General features: G+C 67.5%; 19 protein-coding genes and 2 tRNA genes. 12 read left to right on the top strand and 9 right to left on the bottom strand.

What is annotated here, in order from left to right:
• Window positions 1-15 precede the first annotated feature (15 nt).
• From BT264_RS13000 to BT264_RS12990, 3 genes are all read left to right on the top strand, one after another.
• Window positions 16-91 (top strand) — tRNA-Glu (locus BT264_RS13000).
• A gap of 73 nt (window positions 92-164) precedes the next feature.
• Window positions 165-241: transfer RNA gene (locus BT264_RS12995), tRNA-Asp, on the top strand.
• Window positions 242-596: 355 nt separating this feature from the next.
• A complete protein-coding gene (locus tag BT264_RS12990; protein WP_072437064.1) occupies window positions 597-1061 on the top strand; it encodes a GNAT family N-acetyltransferase in 465 nt (154 codons plus the stop codon).
• Window positions 1062-1087: 26 nt separating this feature from the next.
• Here the strand turns inward: BT264_RS12990 and BT264_RS12985 are convergent, their stop codons facing one another.
• Entirely contained in the window at window positions 1088-1966 is an 879-nt protein-coding gene (locus BT264_RS12985; protein ID WP_072437065.1) for an AraC family transcriptional regulator, read from the bottom strand.
• 90 nt (window positions 1967-2056) lie between these two features.
• On the bottom strand, window positions 2057-2221 hold the full coding sequence (locus tag BT264_RS39585; RefSeq protein ID WP_177318345.1) for a hypothetical protein: 165 nt from the start codon (window positions 2219-2221) through the stop codon (window positions 2057-2059).
• 1 nt (window position 2222) lies between these two features.
• On the opposite strand from BT264_RS39585, the gene BT264_RS12980 reads away from it, so the two are divergent.
• Complete coding sequence (locus BT264_RS12980; protein ID WP_072437066.1) at window positions 2223-2636, top strand: gamma-glutamylcyclotransferase family protein; 414 nt, start codon at window positions 2223-2225, stop codon at window positions 2634-2636.
• 125 nt (window positions 2637-2761) lie between these two features.
• On the opposite strand, the gene aceB is transcribed toward BT264_RS12980, so the two are convergent.
• Both aceB and BT264_RS12970 read right to left on the bottom strand, forming a co-directional pair.
• Complete coding sequence (aceB, locus tag BT264_RS12975; protein ID WP_072437252.1) at window positions 2762-4354, bottom strand: malate synthase A; 1593 nt, start codon at window positions 4352-4354, stop codon at window positions 2762-2764.
• Between the two features lie 65 nt (window positions 4355-4419).
• Window positions 4420-5181 carry a haloacid dehalogenase type II gene (locus tag BT264_RS12970; protein WP_072437067.1) on the bottom strand — a complete coding sequence of 254 codons (762 nt, stop codon included), beginning with the start codon at window positions 5179-5181 and terminating at the stop codon, window positions 4420-4422.
• Between the two features lie 154 nt (window positions 5182-5335).
• On the opposite strand from BT264_RS12970, the gene BT264_RS12965 reads away from it, so the two are divergent.
• Together BT264_RS12965 and BT264_RS12960 are read left to right on the top strand one after the other, a co-directional pair.
• Window positions 5336-6241: a LysR family transcriptional regulator gene (locus BT264_RS12965; RefSeq protein WP_072437068.1), complete on the top strand. Its 906-nt coding sequence runs from the start codon at window positions 5336-5338 to the stop codon at window positions 6239-6241.
• Window positions 6242-6400: 159 nt separating this feature from the next.
• On the top strand, window positions 6401-6835 hold the full coding sequence (locus BT264_RS12960) for a universal stress protein (RefSeq protein WP_072437253.1): 435 nt from the start codon (window positions 6401-6403) through the stop codon (window positions 6833-6835).
• Between the two features lie 193 nt (window positions 6836-7028).
• Here the strand turns inward: BT264_RS12960 and aceA are convergent, their stop codons facing one another.
• From aceA to BT264_RS12940, 3 genes are all read right to left on the bottom strand, one after another.
• Entirely contained in the window at window positions 7029-8336 is a 1308-nt protein-coding gene (gene aceA / locus BT264_RS12955; protein WP_072437069.1) for an isocitrate lyase, read from the bottom strand.
• A 380-nt stretch (window positions 8337-8716) separates the two neighbouring features.
• The gene (locus tag BT264_RS12945; RefSeq protein ID WP_072437071.1) at window positions 8717-10258 is read right to left on the bottom strand and encodes a DEAD/DEAH box helicase; all 1542 of its coding nucleotides are present in this window, start codon (window positions 10256-10258) and stop codon (window positions 8717-8719) included.
• 359 nt (window positions 10259-10617) lie between these two features.
• The gene (locus tag BT264_RS12940; protein WP_011352486.1) at window positions 10618-10887 is read right to left on the bottom strand and encodes an acyl-CoA-binding protein; all 270 of its coding nucleotides are present in this window, start codon (window positions 10885-10887) and stop codon (window positions 10618-10620) included.
• Window positions 10888-11034: 147 nt separating this feature from the next.
• Between BT264_RS12940 and tsaB the strand changes: the two genes are divergently transcribed.
• The 4 genes from tsaB to BT264_RS12920 are packed head-to-tail and all read left to right on the top strand — an operon-like array spanning window position 11035 to window position 14291.
• On the top strand, window positions 11035-11802 hold the full coding sequence (tsaB, locus tag BT264_RS12935; RefSeq protein WP_072437072.1) for a tRNA (adenosine(37)-N6)-threonylcarbamoyltransferase complex dimerization subunit type 1 TsaB: 768 nt from the start codon (window positions 11035-11037) through the stop codon (window positions 11800-11802).
• Complete coding sequence (rimI, locus tag BT264_RS12930) at window positions 11799-12299, top strand: ribosomal protein S18-alanine N-acetyltransferase (protein ID WP_034184722.1); 501 nt, start codon at window positions 11799-11801, stop codon at window positions 12297-12299. The genes tsaB and rimI overlap by 4 nt, the downstream gene beginning before the upstream one ends.
• Window positions 12286-13329, top strand: a complete 1044-nt coding sequence (locus BT264_RS12925; RefSeq protein WP_072437073.1) for a uracil-DNA glycosylase — start codon at window positions 12286-12288, stop codon at window positions 13327-13329. Before rimI ends, BT264_RS12925 begins: the two co-directional genes overlap by 14 nt.
• Window positions 13326-14291: a DUF1853 family protein gene (locus BT264_RS12920; RefSeq protein WP_072437074.1), complete on the top strand. Its 966-nt coding sequence runs from the start codon at window positions 13326-13328 to the stop codon at window positions 14289-14291. Before BT264_RS12925 ends, BT264_RS12920 begins: the two co-directional genes overlap by 4 nt.
• Window positions 14292-14309: 18 nt before the next feature.
• Here the strand turns inward: BT264_RS12920 and thiD are convergent, their stop codons facing one another.
• Together thiD and lplT are read right to left on the bottom strand one after the other, a co-directional pair.
• Window positions 14310-15119: a bifunctional hydroxymethylpyrimidine kinase/phosphomethylpyrimidine kinase gene (gene thiD / locus BT264_RS12915; RefSeq protein ID WP_072437075.1), complete on the bottom strand. Its 810-nt coding sequence runs from the start codon at window positions 15117-15119 to the stop codon at window positions 14310-14312.
• A 58-nt stretch (window positions 15120-15177) separates the two neighbouring features.
• Window positions 15178-16485, bottom strand: a complete 1308-nt coding sequence (gene lplT / locus BT264_RS12910; RefSeq protein WP_072437076.1) for a lysophospholipid transporter LplT — start codon at window positions 16483-16485, stop codon at window positions 15178-15180.
• A gap of 218 nt (window positions 16486-16703) precedes the next feature.
• On the opposite strand from lplT, the gene alr reads away from it, so the two are divergent.
• Both alr and radA read left to right on the top strand, forming a co-directional pair.
• The gene (alr, locus tag BT264_RS12905; RefSeq protein ID WP_034184727.1) at window positions 16704-17774 is read left to right on the top strand and encodes an alanine racemase; all 1071 of its coding nucleotides are present in this window, start codon (window positions 16704-16706) and stop codon (window positions 17772-17774) included.
• A gap of 11 nt (window positions 17775-17785) precedes the next feature.
• Window positions 17786-19162, top strand: a complete 1377-nt coding sequence (radA, locus tag BT264_RS12900) for a DNA repair protein RadA (RefSeq protein ID WP_072437254.1) — start codon at window positions 17786-17788, stop codon at window positions 19160-19162.
• Window positions 19163-19233: the final 71 nt, after the last annotated feature.

Raw genomic sequence — 19233 nt, 5'->3', positions numbered from 1 at the left:
TGTAAGCAGTACGTTGTCCCCTTCGTCTAGAGGCCTAGGACATCACCCTTTCACGGTGAGTACAGGGGTTCGAATCCCCTAGGGGACGCCAGATTTCGGCGTCGTTCGAACAAACGATGCGCCGGCAGGAAGCAACCGACGCCTGCCAGGCAAGCAGCAAGACTGGAGCGGTAGTTCAGTCGGTTAGAATACCGGCCTGTCACGCCGGGGGTCGCGGGTTCGAGTCCCGTCCGCTCCGCCAAACAAACGAAAGTGCCCGCCTTGTGCGGGCATTTTCGTTTGTGCGTCCGGTTGTTGCGCCCGTTCCCGGGCGCGTGACCGCGGAGCGGAGGAAGCCGCCTGCGCGGCTTCCGGCGGGACTCGAAGGGCTGCGCTTGCAAGCGCAGCCGCGGCCTGCGGGATGTAGGCGAGTCCCGTCCGCTCCGCCAAAAAAACGAAGAAGCCCGCCTTGTGCGGGCTTCTTCGTTTGCGTTTCCGGTTGCGTCCGTCGTGCACCCTGATCCAGGAATCCGGCGCCGCGCCGCTACGAGAAATTCGCGATTGCATCCGCACGCGACTGCGCTATCGTGGCGGGATGCGTTCTTGACCCCTGCGCGATGCTCGATCCGACCGACCTGCGACTCCTGTATCAGCTCCGGCCCGCGGAGCCCGACGATTTCCCGTTTGCCGAAGCGCTGACGCACGGCAACATGGGCGGCTACTACAAGCGCCATGGGCTCGTGTGGCGCAGCGATCTGTTCTATGCGAGCTGGCGCGAATCCGAGAACTTCATCCTCGAGGCCGACGGCGAGCGCATCGGCGTGCTGCGCGTGACCGAGGAAGGCGATTCGCTGCATATCCGCGACGTCCAGATCGCGGCCGGCCATCGCGGGCAGGGCGCCGGCACCTATATGCTCGACATGTCGCACCGCTGGGCGCGTGCGCGGGGGCTGCACGAATTGCAGTTGCGCGTGTTCGTCGACAATCCCGCCGCGCGTCTCTACCGGCGCATGGGCTACCAGGTAGCCGGCTCGCGGCTCGCGCAACTCGGCTCGATCCGCCACATGGTGCGGCCGGTCTGAAGGTCTGACGATCCGGAGCGCCGCGCTCAGCGGACGGCGTCGATCGCGTCGTCGTCCGGCGATTCGTCGTCCGCGATGCGGCCTTCCGCGCCGCGGTGCTCGTAGCCGCGCAGCATGAACGCGCGCGGGCTTTCGCCGAATGCACGGCGGAACATCGCCGAGAACGCGCTCTGACTCTGGTAGCCGAGTTCGCGCGCGATATGCGACAGCGGGCGCCCCTGGTTCAGCAGCGGGATCGCCCGCGCCAGCAGCGCCTGCTGGCGCCACTGCGAAAAGCTCACGCCCAGTTCCTGCTTGAAGAGCCGCGAAATCGTGCGCGTGCTCGCGCCGACCTCGCTCGCCCAGTGTTCGAGCGATTCCGCATGCGCCGGTTGCGCGAGTACGGATTCGCATAGCATGCGTAGCCGTTTCTCGTCGGGCATCGGCACCGCAAGCGGCAACGGCTCGGCATGGCTCAGCTCGTCGAGCACGAGCCCGCACAGCAGGCGTTCGCGCGCGGTGCTCAGGTCGCGCGCATCGAGTGCGACGATCAGTTCGCGCAGCAATCCCGTCACTTCGACGACGCGGCACGCGTCGAGCCCGCCCGGCACGATCGATTCGTCGATATACAGCGTGCGCAAATACGCTTCCTCGACGATCACGACTTCGTGCGTCACACGCGGCGGCACCCAGATCGCGCGAGACGGCGGCACCATCCACGTCGTGCCGGTCGTCGCGACGCGCAGCACGCCGCGCGATGCGTACGCGAGCTGCGCCCACGCATGCGTGTGCAGCGGGATGCGGTGGCCGGCGTCGACCTGCCGCGCGCGCACGCGCATTGGATGGACGGCGGTCGGCGCGAATTCGGGCGGGATGTCGATGACGTCGTATGGGTTCGATACGTCGGCTTGAACGGGAGGATTCATGGACGGTTCCGGCGGCGCGGCGGCGATGCCGTTATTTTAGAAGGCGCCGCGCGAGCGCATGCGGCGGTTTGTCGGGCGATCATGCCGCTTTCAAATGAACTTTGTATGGGACCGGGCGAATTCGGCGCGGCTGCCCGAGGCTGCGCGTTTGCCGGTCAGAACCATCGGGCCGATCCGGTGGTCTATCGATGCGTGCGCAATTTCGCACGAATCGCGCGCGAACACGGCAACATACGAATCGAAGAGGAGAATCACGATGCGCTACGTATTCGTCTACGGCACCCTGAGAGCCGGAGAGACCAACGACATCGGCCATGCGGCCGCACGACACGGAATCGTCGCGCCGACGCTGCTTGGCGCGGTCGCGCTGCCGGGCGAGCTGTACGATTTCGGTACGTATCCGGGGATGGTCGCCAAGCCGGCCGGCAAGTCGCTGGTCTGGGGCGACGTCTACGAGGTCGACGAGCAACTCGTTCCCGTGCTCGACGAGATCGAGCGCGTTTATCCGGGCGTCGACACGCTGTTCAAGCCGGAAGAGGTGACCGTCGAACTCGGCGGCCGGCAGTACGCATGCCTGTATTACCCGGTCGCCGCGCATGCGGCAGCCGGGCGTCCGCGCATCGCGTCGGGAGACTGGGTCCAGCACCGGCGCGAGCGGGAAGTCGCCTGAGCGTCCGCGCGGCAGTCGGTTTCGCCGCAAAAGGAAAGCGCCCCACGGGGCGCTTTTTTCGTGCGGTCGTCGCGTGCGACCGGCGACGGCACGTGGCCGGCCGCCGATCGTAGCGAACCGCGTCGTCAGATTTCCTCGTACAGCGGCAGCGTCAGGAATTCGGTGAAGCCTTCCGACGTCGACATCTGCTCGAAGATCGCCGCGGCGCGCTCGTACGGCTGCGTGTTGCCGCCGACCGAACGCTTCACGTTGTCGAGCTCGACCTTCGTGTATTCGCGCACGAGGTCGGCCGTGACCTTGCGGCCGTCGTCGAGCACGCCCTTCGGCGAGCGGATCCACTGCCACACCTGCGAACGGGAAATCTCGGCGGTGGCCGCGTCTTCCATCAGGTTGTGGATCGGCACGCAGCCGTTGCCGTCGAGCCACGCACCGAGGTAGTGGATGCCGACGTTGATGTTGTTGCGCAGGCCGGCTTCGGTGATCGGCGCTTCAGGCTGGAAGTCGAGCAGGTTCTTGCCTTCGACCTGCACGTCGTCGCGCTGCTTCGCGATCTGGTTCGGCTGGTCGCCGAGCACCTTGACGAACTCTTCCATCGCGATCGGCACGAGACCCGGGTGCGCAACCCAGCCGCCGTCGTAGCCGTCGGTCGCGTCGCGCTGCTTGTCCGAGCGCACGCCGCCCATTGCCTTGTCGTTCGCTTCCGGATCGTTCTTGATCGGGATCAGCGCGCTCATCCCGCCGATCGCCGGCGCGTTGCGCTTGTGGCAGGTTTTCAGCAGCAGCAGCGCGTACGCGCGCATGAACGGCACGGTCATCGTGATCTTCGAACGGTCGGCGAGGCAGAAATCGCGGTCGTTCTTGAACTTCTTGATCGCCGAGAAGATGTAGTCCCAGCGGCCGGCATTCAGGCCCGAGCTGTGCTCGCGCAGTTCGTACAGGATCTCGTCCATCTCGAACGCGGCGAGGATCGTCTCGATCAGCACGGTCGCGCGGATCGTGCCGCGCGGGATGCCGACCTGTTCCTGCGCGGCGACGAAGATGTCGTTCCACAGGCGCGCCTCGAGATGGCTTTCCATCTTCGGCAGGTAGAAGTACGGGCCCGAGCCGCGCGCGATCAGCTCCTTCGCGTTGTGGAACAGGAACAGCGCGAAATCGAAGATGCCGCCGGACACGCGCTGGCCGTCGACCGTCACGTGCTTCTCGTCGAGATGCCAGCCGCGCGGACGCACGATCAGCGTCGCGACCTTGTCGTTGAGCTTGTACGACTTGCCGTTCTGCTCGAGCGAGATCGTGCGGCGGATCGCGTCCTTCAGGTTGATCTGGCCGTCGATCTGGTTCGTCCAGCTCGGCGCGTTCGAATCCTCGAAGTCCGTCATGTACGAATCGGCGCCCGAGTTCAGCGCGTTGATGATCATCTTGCGCTCGACGGGGCCCGTGATCTCGACGCGGCGGCATTGCAGGTCGGCCGGCAGCGGCGCGACCTTCCAGTCGCCTTCGCGGATCGCCCTGGTATCGGCCAGGAAGTCCGGGCGCTCGCCCGCGTCGAGGCGTTTCGTGCGCTCGGCGCGCGCCTGCAGCAGCGCCTGGCGGCGCGGTTCGAACGCGCGGTGCAGCGCTGCGACGATTGCGAGCGCGTCGGGCGTCAGGATCGCTTCGTAACCCGGCTTGATTTCGCCGGTGATCGTCATGCCTTGCGGCAGCGTGATCGGGGTGCTCATGAGTCTCATCTCCTTGGTCGGTCAGTTGCGGTTTCGGTGAAAGGGGAAGGCGGCAGCTGCGAGCGTCATGCACCCGGGCCGGGGCGCGTGCGGTTTGCGTGTCTGCCGGCCGGAGCCGGGGTGGCGAGGAATGCGAGCAGGTCGGCCATGCCGGCGCCCGTGCCGTCGGGCGGTGCGCCGAGTTCCTCGGCGGGCGCGCCCGTGCGGTTGAGCCAGAACGTCGTGTAGCCGAACCACGCGGCGCCGGCGACGTCCCACGCGTTCGACGACACGAACACGATGCTGCGCGGGTTCGGCCCGTACGCGGCGGTGCCAAGCGCGTAGACGGCCGGACTCGGCTTATAGGCGCGCACGGTGTCGGCCGACAGCACGCGATCGAACAGCCCGGACATGCCGGCGCTCTTGATCGCGATGTCGAGCATCTGCGGGTTGCCGTTCGACAGGATCGCGAGCGGCGGGCGCGGCTCGAGCGCGCGCAGCTTGCGCAGCGCGGGCACCGTATCGGGATAGGTGGACAGGCACGCGTATTCGTCCATCAGCCGTTTCTCGGCCGCGCTGTTCAGCGCGAGGCCGAGCGCGCGCGCGGCGAACCGCAGCGCGTCGAGCGTGATGTCCCGGAACGGGCGATAGCGGGCGCCGGCCGGATCGGCGAGCGTGCGCAGCTGCGAGTATTCGATTTGCTTGCGTCGCCACAGCTGCGACAACCGTTCCCCGCGACCGGGAAACATCTGCTCTGCCGCGGCCACGACCGCATGCACGTCGAACAACGTGCCGAATGCGTCGAAGAGGATTGCGTCGGGAGAGGAGAGTGTCGTTGTGGCCGACATAGCCTTGCGCTCCAGTTTCAGAGGTCGAGTCGATTCTATTCGTGATCGCAGGTGCTAAAAAAGACGCTAATCATCACTTGATCTTTTACTTTCATATACATAATCTTGAGCGGCTTAAGCTATTTGAAGGGCGGCGGTGCCGTCCCTGCGAGTCATGGACCGGTTCAAACAGATCGAAACGTTCGCCGCGGTCGCGGCGAAAGGCAGCCTGTCGGCGGCCGCGCACGCGGAAGGCGTCGCGCCGGCGATCATCGGCCGCCGCCTCGACGCGCTCGAGGAGCGGCTCGGCGTCAAGCTGCTGGTGCGCACGACGCGCAAGCTCACGCTGACGTTCGAGGGGTCGGCATTCCTCGAGGATTGCCAGCGGATCATCAACGACATGCAGAACGCGGAGGCGAGCGTGTCCGCCGGCGGCGTCAAGGCGAGCGGCCACCTGCGCGTTTCCGCGCCGGCCGGCTTCGGCCGGCGGCACGTCGCGCCGCTCGTGCCCGAGTTCAGCGGCGGGCATCCGGACGTGTCGGTCACGCTCGACCTGTCCGACCGGATGGTCGATCTCGTCAACGAGGGGTTCGATTGCGCGGTGCGGCTCGGCGAGCTGCCGGACTCGTCGCTGGTGTCGCTGAAGCTCGGCGAGAATCGCCGCGTATGCGTCGCGTCGCCCGCGTATCTCGCGCGGCGCGGCACGCCGGCCACGCTCGCGGAACTCGCGCGGCACAACTGCCTCGCGCTTGCGGCGAACGCGAACCAGCAGCGCGGTTGGGCGTTCCAGGAGGACGACAAGGTCGTGTCGATCCGCGTGAACGGCACGATGGAATGCTCGGACGGCGCGGTGCTGCACGAGTGGTGTCTCGCCGGCCACGGCCTGGCATGGCGCTCGTGGTGGGAGGTCGGCGACGACATCGCGGCCGGCCGGCTCGTCAGCGTGCTCGACGCGTTCGCCGCGCCGCCGATCGGCATCCACGCGGTGTTTCCGCAGCGCCGTCACCTGCCGCTGCGCGTGCGCCTGTTTCTCGATTACCTGAAGCACACGTACGAGCGGCCCGGTTATTGGGGCGAGTAGGCCGCGTATGCCCGCGCGTTTCCGATATGAGGGCGAACCCGCTGCCGGTGCCGGTTGCGCGGTTTCGCACACTACAATCGTAGGAGACATGACCGACGCGTGGCGGCCGGCTCGGACGGGATCGCGGCGCGCGGAGTGCGATTGACGAAGGAGGGCGCGATGTTCCGGCACATCCTCGTTCCAACCGACGGTTCCGAACTGTCGCAAAAGGCGATCGACGGCGCGATCGACCTGGCTCGCGCGGTCGGCGCGCGCGTGACGGCCTACGCGTGCCTGCCGCAGTATCCGTACTCGCCGTTTTCCGAAGTGATCATCGAGCCGCCCGCCGATTTCCGGGCGCGCAGCGAGCGCGAGGCGCGCGCGCACCTCGACGAGGTCGAATCGGCCGCGAAGGAGGCCGGCGTCGTCTGCGACACGTGGACCAGCGTGCATCCGTCGCCGTATCTCGGCATCATCGAGGCGGCCGAACGCGGCGGCTGCGACGTGATCTTCATGGCGTCCCACGGACGCCGCGGGCTCGGCAGCCTGCTGATCGGCAGCGAGACGCAGCGTGTGCTGACCCATACGAAAATTCCGGTGATCGTCTATCGGTAGGGCGGCGCCTGCTGTTGTGGCCGCGCGGGCGGCAGCAGGTTCGGCACCGTAGAAAAAGGGCGCGCCGGACGAAAGCCGGCGCGCGTCGTTGCTGGCGGCCCGCGGGCCGCGCGGCCGGTCGCGCGATCTGCATCGCGCGCCTGCCGTCTCCTCCCTGATTTTGTTCTGTTGCCGATGCCGCGCCGCTTGCGCGTTACGCGACCTTCTTGCCGTCGAAGAACTGTTCGTCTTCGGTCGAGCCGTGCAGCGCGGTCGTCGAAGCTTCGCGCTCGACCGTCTGCGTCACCGCGTCGAAGTAGCCGGTGCCGACTTCACGCTGGTGCTTGACGGCCGTGAAGCCCTTGTCGGCGGCCGCGAACTCGGCCTGCTGCAGTTCGACGAATGCGCTCATCTGCGTGCGGGCATAGCCGTGCGCGAGGTTGAACATCGAGTAGTTCAGCGCATGGAAGCCGGCCAGCGTGATGAACTGGAACTTGTAGCCCATCGCGCCGAGTTCCTTCTGGAACTTCGCGATCGTCGCGTCGTCGAGGTTCTTCTTCCAGTTGAACGACGGCGAGCAGTTGTACGACAGCAGCTTGCCTGGGAACTGCTTGTGGATCGCTTCCGCGAACTTCTTCGCGTACTCGAGATCCGGCTTGCCGGTTTCGCACCAGATCAGGTCGGCATGCGGTGCGTACGCGAGACCGCGCGAGATCGCCTGCTCGAGGCCCGGCTTCGTGCGGAAGAAACCTTCCACCGTGCGCTCGCCCGTCAGGAACGGCTTGTCGTTGTCGTCGACGTCGGACGTGATCAGGTCGGCCGCTTCCGCGTCGGTACGTGCGACCAGCACGGTCGGCGTACCCATCACGTCGGCCGCGAGACGCGCAGCCGACAGCTTCGCGACGGCTTCGCGCGTCGGCACGAGCACCTTGCCGCCCATGTGGCCGCACTTCTTCACCGACGCGAGCTGGTCCTCGAAGTGAACGCCCGATGCGCCGGCCTCGATCATCGCCTTCATCAGTTCGAACGCGTTCAGCACGCCGCCGAAACCGGCTTCCGCGTCGGCCACGATCGGCGCGAAGAAGTCGACATAGCCTTCGTCGCCCGGGTTCTTGCCTTCCGACCACTGGATCTGGTCGGCGCGCGTCAGCGTGTTGTTGATGCGCTTCACGACGAGCGGCACCGAGTTTGCCGGGTACAGCGACTGATCCGGGTACATTTCGCCCGCGACGTTCGCGTCGCCGGCCACTTGCCAGCCGGACAGGTAGATGGCCTTCAGGCCGGCCTTCACCTGCTGCATCGCCTGGTTGCCGGTCAGCGCGCCGAGTGCGTTGACGAACGGCTCGTTGTTGATGAGGTTCCACAGCTTTTCCGCGCCGCGCTTGGCCAGCGTGTGCTCGATCGGGATCGAGCCGCGCAGGCGGACCACGTCCTCGGCCGAGTAGCCGCGCTTGATGCCTTTCCAGCGCGGATCGGTTTCCCATTGCTTTTGCAGTTCCTGTGCCTGTTGCTGACGCGACATGATGAGCTCCTTGATGCTGTGTGTTGCCTAATGGGTCGAATCTGACGATGGGAATGCTGTTCTCGAAGCGGGAAGCGGTGCGTTCCGTTTCGTGAAGTCTTGTATAAGAGTCTAGGCAAATCGACGGGAGCGAAACAGCGGCTGTCTCAGAAAGTGCGTAAATTTTTAGTTGTTTTAAATCATGTGCTTGGATTCTTAATTTCAGGATAAGAAATGCTTTTTTCCATCCCGCAATCGTCTGGGTTGTGCCACGCAGCATGATTTTTTACGACGCAAAAAAATTTTTCGCATCGTGAAATTTGCGGCGGGACGAAAAAAAACCGGCGCAGGTGCGCCGGTCGGCTGGATTGGTGGGGCGACCAGCGGCCGCCCATGCGTGCTTACGACGCGGAACTGCCGCGGCGCGGGCCGCTGCTGCGCTGGCCGTCGCGACGCGGGCCGCCGTCGCGGCTGCCGCCTGGCTTGCCGCTCCAGCCGCCGCCATTGCCGCCGCCGTAGCTGCGGCCGTTGCCGCCATGACCGCCGCCCGGCTTGCCGCCGAAACGCCGGCCGCCGCCGTTACCGCCGCCCGGACGGCCGCGGCCGCCGTTGCCGCCGCGCGGGGGCGCCGACTTGCGCGGCTCGAAACCTTCGATCACGTTGACCGGCAGCGGCGAGCGCACGAAGCGCTCGATGCGCTTGAGCGCGCCCTGTTCGGCGTGGTGCACGAGGCTCACCGCCGTACCCGAACGGCCCGCACGGCCCGTACGGCCGATACGGTGCACGTAGTCTTCCGCGAACTTCGGCAGGTCGTAGTTGAACACGTGCGTGATGCCCGGGATGTCGATGCCGCGTGCCGCGACGTCGGTCGCGACCAGCACGCGCACGCGGCGCTCGCGCAGCGCACGGATCGTGCGGTTACGCGCGCCCTGCGGCAGGTCGCCGTGCAGTGCGGCCGATTCGAAGCCAGCGTCGGCGAGACGGCCGGCGAGCTGGTCGGCGTCGATCTTGGTTGCCGTGAAGATGATCGCCTGGTCGAGCGCGTCGTCGCGCAGCAGGTGATCGAGCAGGCGATCCTTGTGATCGCGGTCGTCGACGTAGTGCACGGTCTGCGCGATGTTCGCGCGCGACTCGAGGCGCTGCTGGATCTCGATGCGCTCCGGGTCCTTCAGCAGGCGGCCCGTCAGCGAACCGATCTTGCCGTCGAGCGTGGCCGAGAACAGCATCGTCTGGCGCGACGCGGGCGTCGCGGCGACGATCGTTTCGATATCGTCGATGAAGCCCATGTCGAGCATGCGGTCGGCTTCGTCGAGCACGAGCATCTTCAGCTCGGACAGGTCGATACGGCCGCGCTCGAGGTGGTCGAGCAGGCGGCCCGGCGTGGCGACCAGGATTTCGGGGTTCTTCGCGAGCAGCATCAGCTGCTGGCCGTAGGCGACGCCGCCGAGGATGCTGACCGTGCGCAGGCGCTTCAGGTGCTTGCCGTAGGTCGATGCGGCCGTGGTGACCTGCATCGCGAGTTCGCGGGTCGGCGTCAGCACGAGCAGGCCCGGGCGCGCGACGGGTTGCGGGCGGCGCACGCGGCGGTCGCCCTGGTTCGGTTCGCGCGGCGCGCGCGGTTGCTGCGCCAGCGTCTTCTGGAGCTGCGCGAAACGTTCGATCGCGGGCAGCATGAATGCGGCCGTCTTGCCCGAACCGGTCGGGCTCGACACCAGCAGGTCGCGGCCGGCGATGCCGGCCGGAATCGCGCGCTGCTGGACCGGCGTCGGCTTCACATAGCCGGCGGCCTGCAGCGCGGAGACGATCTCCGGCGACAACCCGAGCGACGCGAAGCTCGGCTCGTCCGACGCCGGTTCGACCGCGGCCGGTGCGGCGGCGTCGTCGAGACCGAGCGCCTGGTCGGCGATCGCGTTGAGCGGGCTGGAGTTGATGCTCGAAGTCATAACAATCCTTGAAACACAGTGGGTGAAACGTCGGCGCCAATCGCGCATACCCAAGTCGTCGGATTCAGCGAGCAAATCGGGAAACGGGTGCAATCCGCCGAACAGTCGGCGGATGAGGCATTAGAAGCTGTTTTGGGTGCGGCGCGCTTCAGGAGCGGGGCCGCCAGCCTGATAAGTGACGACCGCGAGGGTCGAAGCAGGAGGGGACAGGTTCTAAACCGGATTGGAGCTTAACGCTACGAGGCGTCGGGCCGGAACGGCATGCGAGCCGAGCGCGGAGGTGACGCAGGCCGCATTATAAAGAGATTTGCTGCGCTGCGCCACTGATTTGATTGCCTATTGCGACCGGCGTGGTTCGGTCAGGAAGCCGTGCCGTTTTTCAGCGATTCGACGAGTTCGATGTACTGCTGCTTCGCGGCATCCTGCGACGTGCCCTTCAGTGCATCCCATGCGTCGTACTTGTATTTGCCGACGATGTCGGTGAAGCCCGGCTTGTCGCCGTGGGCATCGCCGTCGGTCGCCTGCTTGAAGAGCGCGTACAGACGCAGCAGGGTCAGGTTGCCCGGCCGTTCCGTCAGTTGCTTGACGTCGATCTGGGCCTGGTCGAATTGGGCGGTGAGTTCGCTCATCGGGTGTCTCCGTAAGGGTTTCAGGTCGGGCGATCTTAACAAGCGGACCGCCGCACGGGGTCGAGCGATCCTTCCAAACCGCCGCCGGCGCCGCGCGCGTGCGCGGATCGGGCCCGATCGCCCGTGGGAGCGGGGCGTCGCATTACAATGTCGGCCATGACGCAAACAGTGCTCCTCGCCATCGATACGTCGACCGAATACTGCTCGGTCGCGCTGCTGCGCTCGGCCCATGCCGATGACGCCGTTTCCACCCCGCAAACCTGGGTCCGCCACGAACAGACGGGCGCCGTGTCGAGCACGCGCGTGCTGCCGGCGATCCAGGAGCTTTTCGCCGAATCCGGGTTGACGCTCGCCGACTGCGACGCGATCGCGTTCGGCGCGGGCCCCGGCTCGTTCACCGGCCTGCGTACCGCGACCGGCATTACGCAGGGCCTCGCGTTCGGGCGCGGGCTGCCGGTCGTGCCGATCGGCACGCTGCTCGCGTGCGCGGAGCACGCGCGGCTGCGCGCGCCCGGCACGACCCGCGTGCTTGCCGTGCTGGACGCGCGGATGGACGAAGCCTACTGGGCGGACTTCGCGTGGGACGACAGCACCGGCGACTGGCGCACGGTGCATCCGGCATCGCTCGATGCGCCGGGCGCCGTCGGCGTGCCCGACGCGCCGTTCACGCTCGCGGGCAATGCGGCTGCCGCGTTCGGCGCGCAGCTGCCGGCCGCGGCGCGCGCGGCCGTGATCGACGGCGAAGCATTGCCGCATGCGCTGGCGGTCGCGCATGCCGCGCTGCGCGCGTTCCGCGCCGGGCGCACGGTGCCGGCCGATCAGGCGGCGCCCGAATACGTGCGCGACAAGGTCGCGCAGACGACTGCCGAGCGGGTCGCAGCACGGGCCGCGCAGACGGGCGGAGCGAAGGGATGACGGGTGTACTGCTGAGCGACCGCTATCTGGCGCCGATGACGGACGCGGATCTCGACGAGGTCGTCGCGATCGAGCAGGTCGCGTACGAATTCCCGTGGAGCCGCGGCAACTTCGAGGATTCGTTGCGCAACGGCTATCTGGGCGTGTGCCTGCGGCACGTGACGGGTTCGCTGATCGGTTATTGCGTGCTGATGCCCGTGATCGACGAGATGCACCTGCTCAACCTGTGTGTCGCGCCGGCCGCGCAGCGCGCGGGCGCGGGCCTCGCGCTGCTGCGCGAGGCCGTGCGCATTTCGCGCGCGGAGCGGCTCGACGGCGTGCTGCTCGAGGTGCGGCCGTCCAATCCGCGCGCGATCCATCTGTACGAGCGTTTCGGCTTCGTGACCATTGGCCGGCGCAAGAACTACTATCCGGCGAAGCATCGCAGCCGGGAGGACGCGATCGTGATGCGTCTGACGCTGAACAAGGACGAGGGGGACGCGCATGGCGTGGGCTGAAGCGGCGCTCGAGGAAATGGGCCTCGCGCAGATCTGGGTGCGGCGCGGGCAGCGCGCGGACGAAGGCGCGGCAGCCGACGCGCCCGCCGTGGCGCAAACCGGTGCGGCGGACGACGTTTCCGCAGTGACGGCCGATCGGCCGGCGCGCGCGGTGCGTGCATCGGTGCAAGACGATGCGCCGCCGGCGGCCGTGCGAGCCGCCGAGGCCTCGCCGGCTCGCGAGTCGGGCGTACCGGCTTCGGGCGTACCGGCTTCGGGCATACCGGCTTCGGGCATACCGGCGCGTCGTGTCGTCGATGGCGATCGCGCACCTGCGCCGGCGGCCTCTGCCGATGCGATACCGTCGCTGGACGGCGCGCCCGACGATTTCGCGTGGTTCGACGCGGCGCCGCCGGGCGAGCCCCTGCCGGCCGAATCGCGTCCCGCCGAAACGCCGGTTGCGATGCTCGACTGGGATGCGCTGGCCGCGCGCGTGCGCGACTGCACACGCTGTCGGCTGTGCGAAAAGCGGACCAACACCGTGTTCGGCGTCGGTGACCGCGAGGCGGACTGGATGCTGATCGGCGAAGCGCCGGGCGAGAACGAGGACAAGCAGGGCGAGCCGTTCGTCGGCCAGGCCGGCAAGCTGCTCGACAACATGCTGCAGTCGCTGGCGCTCAAGCGCGGCGACAACGTGTATATCGCGAACGTGATCAAGTGCCGGCCGCCTGGCAACCGCAACCCGGAACCGGACGAGGTCGCAAGCTGCGAGCCTTATCTGCAGCGCCAGGTCGCGCTCGTGAAACCGAAGCTGATCGTCGCGCTCGGGCGCTTCGCCGCGCAGACGTTGCTGAAGACGGACGCCAGCATCGCGTCGCTGCGCGGCCGCGTGCATGAGTACGAAGGCGTGCCGGTGATCGTCACCTACCACCCGGCGTACCTGTTGCGCAGCCTTCAGGACAAGTCGAAGGCGTGGGCCGACCTGTGCCTCGCGCGCTACACATTCCGGCGCGCAGAGGGTGGCGACGCGAACGGGCCGGCCGGGCAATGACGACCGGCGCGGCGTTCGCATTCGTCGATACGCTGCGCGACGCCGCGGTTCGCGATCTGGGCTGGTTGCTCGCGAGCCCGAGCCTGCTGACCGCGGCACCCGGCGCGCCGCTCGCGCATCCGTGGCCGGATGCGGCAGGACAATCGGCCGTCGAGGCATGGCTCGCCGCGCTCGATGCGGCGCCTGAGCCGCTGCACCTCGCGCTCGCCGGGTTGCGGCCCACCCGGCTCGGCCGCTACGCCGAATGCCTGCTCGAGTATTTCCTCACGTACGGACCGTCGCTGCGGCTCGTCGCGGCCAATCTTCCGCTACGCAGCAACGGCCTGACGCTCGGCGAAGTCGATTTTCTCGTCGATGCGCCGGGCGGGCAGCGCCTGCACTGGGAACTTGCGGTGAAGTGCTATCTGTGCGCGCCGGTGCGCGACGGCGCGTCGCTCGCCGACTTCGTCGGCCCCAATCTCGTCGACCGGTTCGACCGCAAGCGCAGCCGGCTGCTCGACCACCAGTTGCGGCTCGGCGATCGCGCCGGGTTTGCGCTGCTCGGCTATGGCGCGCCGTCCGACGCGCAGATGTTCATCAGGGGCTGGCTGTTCTATCCGCACGGCGCGCCGTTGCCGCCGGTGTCCGCCGAAATCTCGCCGGATCACCCGCGCGGTTTCTGGCTGACGCATGCGCAGTGGCCGGCGTGGGCGGCCGCGCAGCGTGCCGGCGTTGCCTGGAGCGTGTTGCCGCGGCTTGCTTGGCTTGCACCGCGGCGTGTTGCAGCCGGCGCCGGTTTCGAACCCGAACCTCTCGCGGCCGCACTCGAACTGCCGCCCGTGCTGGCGACGCGTCAGGCTCCCGACCTGATCGGCATTTATGAACAGGGCGGCGATGGCACGTGGCGCGAGACGGCGCGCGGCTTCGTCGTGCCCGACGACTGGCCGGCGCGTGCGCAGGCATTCGCGGCGCAGGACAACTGACGCCGCGTCAGGCGGCGCTTACCACCAGCGATGGAAGTGATGAACCGGGCCGACGCCGTGGCCGACGTCGAGACGGCCGCTCGCGGCGATCGCGCCGGTCAGGTAGGTCTTCGCTTCGCGCACCGCGCTTTCGAGGTCGGGCTGCTGCGGCAGCAGCGCGGCAATCGCCGACGACAGCGTGCAGCCCGTGCCGTGCGTGTTGCTGACCGGCACGCGCGGGCCGTCGAGCCGCACGGTGTGCGCCGCATCGACGAGCCAGTCGGGGCTCGCGGCCGCGTCGGGCAGGTGGCCGCCTTTCATCAGCACGGCGCGCGCGCCCGTCTGCAGCAACGCCCGGCCTTGCCGGACCATGTCGTCTTCAGTGGTCGCGGGTGCGTCGCCGAGCAGCGCGGCCGCTTCGGGCAGGTTCGGCGTGACGACGGTCGCCAGCGGCAGCAGCGCATCGCGCAGCGCGTCGACCGCGTCGGGCGCGAGCAGCGCATGCGAACTCTTCGAGATCATCACCGTGTCGAGCACGACGAAGCGCGGCGCGTAACGGCGCAGCGCGTCGGCCACCGCGTGCACGATCGCCGCGTTCGCGAGCATCCCGATCTTGACCGCATCGATGCGGATGTCGTCGAACACCGCGTCGAGCTGCGCGGTCACGAACGCGGCGTCCGGCGCGTGCACGCCCGTCACGCCGCGCGTGTTCTGCGCGGTCAGCGCGGTGATCACGCTGGCGCCGTACGCGCCGAGCGCGGAAAACGTCTTCAGGTCGGCCTGGATGCCTGCGCCGCCGCCCGAATCGGAGCCGGCGATCGTCAGGATGTTGGGTATCGGGTGCGTCATGATGGCAACGCGCCGGTTCGAAGACCGGCGCTGGCGAACGGAAACGGGAAGTGTAGCGTCAGTGCCGCGCTTCGCCGATCAACGCGACCGAGTCGAACTGACGCTGGTTCGCCTGGTGGCGGCGCATCACGAGCCACATTGTCAGGCAGACGAAGGTGCCGAACAGCACGATCACGACGCCGACCGGCACGTCGAGCCACACGAGCACCGCATACAGGCACAGCATCACGAGCACCGACAGGTTCTCGTTGAAGTTCTGCACCGCGATCGAGTGGCCGGCCGACAGCAGCACGTGGCCGCGATGCTGTAGCAGCGCGTTCATCGGCACGACGAAGTAGCCCGACAGCGCGCCGACGCAGATCAGGAAGATGTACGCGACGATCAGGTAAACGGGCATGCGCAGGTGGCCGAAGTGCACGGCCCAGTGCGACGGGAACAGGTCGCGCGTGTAGAACGCCATCAGCATCACCGCGATGCCCATGATGATGCCGACGGGCAGCACGGTCAGCGACTTCTTCAACGGTATCCGGGCGGCGGCGGCGATCGCGCCGGCCGCGACGCCGACCGCGACCACGGCCTGCAGGATCGCGCCTTCCGACAGCGACATGCCGAGCGACACCTCGGCCCATTTCAGCACGATGAACTGCAGCGTCGCGCCCGCGCCCCAGAACAGCGTCGTGACCGCCAGCGAGATCTGGCCGAGCTTGTCGCGCCACAGCACCATGAAGCAGTCGGCGAAATCCGTGAGGAGCTTGACCGGGCCGCGTTCCTGCTTCGGATAGCGGGCGCCCGTATCGGGAATGCGCAGGTTGAACAGCGCGGCGACCACGTAGATCGCCATGATGATCGCCATCGCCGCTTCGGCGGGCGTACCGATCCAGCCGGGCGTGTGCGCGATCACGTGCGCCGCGATGTGCGGGCTGATCAGCGCGCCGCCGAGCACGGTGCCGAGAATGATCGAGCTGACGGTCGTACCTTCGATCCAGCCGTTCGCGGCGACCAGCCGATCGGCCGGCAGCAGCTCGGTGAGAATCCCGTATTTGGCGGGCGAGTAGGCCGCCGCGCCGAATCCGACGATCCCGTACGCGATCAGCGGGTGGGCGCCGAACAGCATGATCATGCAGCCGACCACCTTGATCGAGTTGGTGATGAACATCACGCGCCCCTTCGGGCGCGAATCCGCGAAAGCACCGACATACGCCGCCAACACCACATAGGACAACACGAAGAACAGCTTCAGCAGCGGTGTCATCCAGTTGGGGGCGTGGAGGTCTTTCAGCAGGGCGATGGCGGCGATGAGAAGCGCATTGTCGGCCAGCGACGAGAAAAACTGCGCGGCCATGATGGTGTAAAAACCTTTTTTCATCTGATGCGATGCTTTCGTCGCTGCGGCAGGGCCGCGTAGGCCGCCTGATATGCGATCGGCTTATTCCGTTCGAAATGGGTTGTGCGCACGGCTTTATAACATGAAAATACGCCAATTCGGACTAGCAAGATTCCCCGATCGTTCCGCAAATTGTCGGCTTCGGTGCTCAAAAGGCGCGGTAAGCTGATGATTCGCAAGCGTCTTTACGTAAATTTCCCATGCCGCGCCCGATCTCCGCCACCATCCACACCGCCGCTCTCGCGAACAATCTCTCCGTCGTCCGCCGCTTTGCCGGCCCGTCCAAGGTCTGGGCGGTCGTCAAGGCCAACGCGTACGGCCACGGTCTCGCCCGCGCGTTTCCCGGCCTGCGCGGCACCGACGGCTTCGGCCTGCTCGACCTCGACGAGGCCGTGAAGCTGCGCGAGCTCGGCTGGGCCGGCCCGATCCTGCTGCTCGAAGGCTTCTTCCGGTCGACCGACATCGACGTGATCGACCGCTACAGCCTGACGACGACCGTCCACAACGACGAGCAGATGCGGATGCTGGAAACGGCGCGGCTGTCGAAGCCCGTCAACGTGCAGCTCAAGATGAACAGCGGGATGAACCGGCTCGGCTACCTGCCGGAAAAATACCGTGCGGCCTGGGAGCGCGCCCGCGCGTGCCCGGGCATCGGCCAGATCACGTTGATGACCCATTTTTCGGACGCGGACAACGAGCGCGGCGTCGCCGAGCAGCTCGCGACGTTCGAGCGCGGCGCGGAAAACATCGCCGGCGCGCGCAGTCTCGCGAATTCGGCCGCCGTGCTGTGGCATCCGGATACGCACTTCGACTGGGTGCGGCCGGGGATCGTGCTGTACGGCGCGTCGCCGTCCGGGCTGTCGTCCGATATCGCCGACACGGGGCTGAAACCCGCGATGACGCTCGCGTCCGAGCTGATCGCGGTGCAAACGATCGGGAAAGGCCAGGCCATCGGCTATGGCTCGACGTTCTCCGCGCAGGCGCCGATGCGGATCGGCGTCGTCGCGTGCGGCTACGCGGACGGCTATCCGCGCGTCGCGCCCGAAGGCACGCCCGTGATCGTCGACGGCATCCGCACGCGGATCGTGGGCCGCGTGTCGATGGACATGATCACCGTCGACCTGACCCCGTGCCCGCAGGCCGGCGTCGGCGCGCGCGTCGAGCTGTGGGGCAATACACTGCCGATCGACGACGTTGCCCGTCATTGCGGCACGATCGGCTACGAGCTGATGTGCGCGGTCGCCGGCCGCGTGCCCGTGCGCGCGGAATAAGGGCGTTGCGCGTGGCCAAACAGAAAACCGTCTACGTCTGCAGCGAGTGCGGCGGGCAGACCCCGAAGTGGCAGGGGCAGTGTCCGTCGTGCCAGGCCTGGAATACGCTGGTCGAATCGGTCGCCGAGTCGCCGTCGGCCCACCGTTTCCAGTCGCTCGCGAAGCGGGCGCCCGTCCAGCGCCTCGTCGACATCGAAGCGGCCGACGTGCCGCGCTTCTCGACCGGCATCGGCGAATTCGACCGCGTGCTCGGCGGCGGGCTGGTCCCGGGCGGCGTCGTGCTGATCGGCGGCGACCCGGGCATCGGCAAGTCGACGCTGCTGCTGCAGTCGCTCGCGGACATCGCGAGCGAACGGCGCGCGCTCTATATCAGCGGCGAGGAATCGGCCGCGCAGATCGCGTTGCGCGCGCAGCGGCTTGCGCTGCTCGACGGCGGTACGCCGGCGGCCGAGCTGCAGTTGCTCGCCGAGATCCAGCTCGAAAAGATCCAGGCCGCGATCGACGCGGAGCGGCCCGACGTGGCCGTGATCGACTCGATCCAGACCGTCTATTCGGAAGCGCTCACGTCGGCGCCGGGCTCGGTCGCGCAGGTGCGCGAATGCGCGGCGCAGCTCACGCGCATCGCGAAACAGTCGGGCACCGCGATCATCATGGTCGGGCACGTGACGAAGGAGGGCAACCTGGCCGGCCCGCGCGTGCTCGAGCACATCGTCGACACGGTGCTGTATTTCGAGGGCGACACGCATTCGTCGTTCCGGCTCGTGCGTGCGTTCAAGAACCGCTTCGGCGCGGTCAACGAACTCGGCGTGTTCGCGATGACTGAGCGCGGGCTGCGCGGCGTCGCGAATCCGTCCGCGCTGTTCCTGTCGCAGCACGAGCAGATCGTGCCCGGCTCGTGCGTGCTCGTCACGCAGGAAGGCACGCGCCCGCTGCTCGTCGAAATCCAGGCGCTGGTCGATACCGCGCACGTGCCGAACCCGCGCCGGCTCGCGGTCGGCCTCGAGCAGAACCGGCTCGCGATGCTGCTCGCGGTGCTGCACCGGCACGCGGGCATCGCGTGCTTCGACCAGGACGTGTTCCTCAATGCAGTGGGCGGCGTGAAGATCACCGAGCCGGCCGCCGACCTCGCGGTGCTGCTCGCGATCCATTCGTCGATGCGCAACAAGGCGCTGCCGAAGGGGCTGATCGTGTTCGGCGAAGTGGGGCTGGCGGGCGAGATCCGGCCGTCCCCGCGCGGGCAGGAGCGGCTGCGCGAGGCGGCGAAGCTCGGTTTCACGGCCGCGCTGATCCCGAAGGCGAATGCGCCGAAACAGCCGATCGAAGGATTGAACGTGATGGCTGTCGAGCGGATCGAGCAGGCGATCGACCGCGTGCGCGATCTCGAGTGATCGGCCCGACAGCCGCGCGGGCTGTGACTGTCGGCGATCTGTCGCGTAATTCTCTGTAAAGAATATGTAGG

The sequence above is a fragment of the Burkholderia sp. NFPP32 genome (genome assembly GCF_900119325.1).
GTDB classification, from domain to species: Bacteria; Pseudomonadota; Gammaproteobacteria; order Burkholderiales; family Burkholderiaceae; genus Burkholderia; species Burkholderia pyrrocinia_C.
This window is presented reverse-complemented; position numbering and strand designations above follow the sequence as displayed.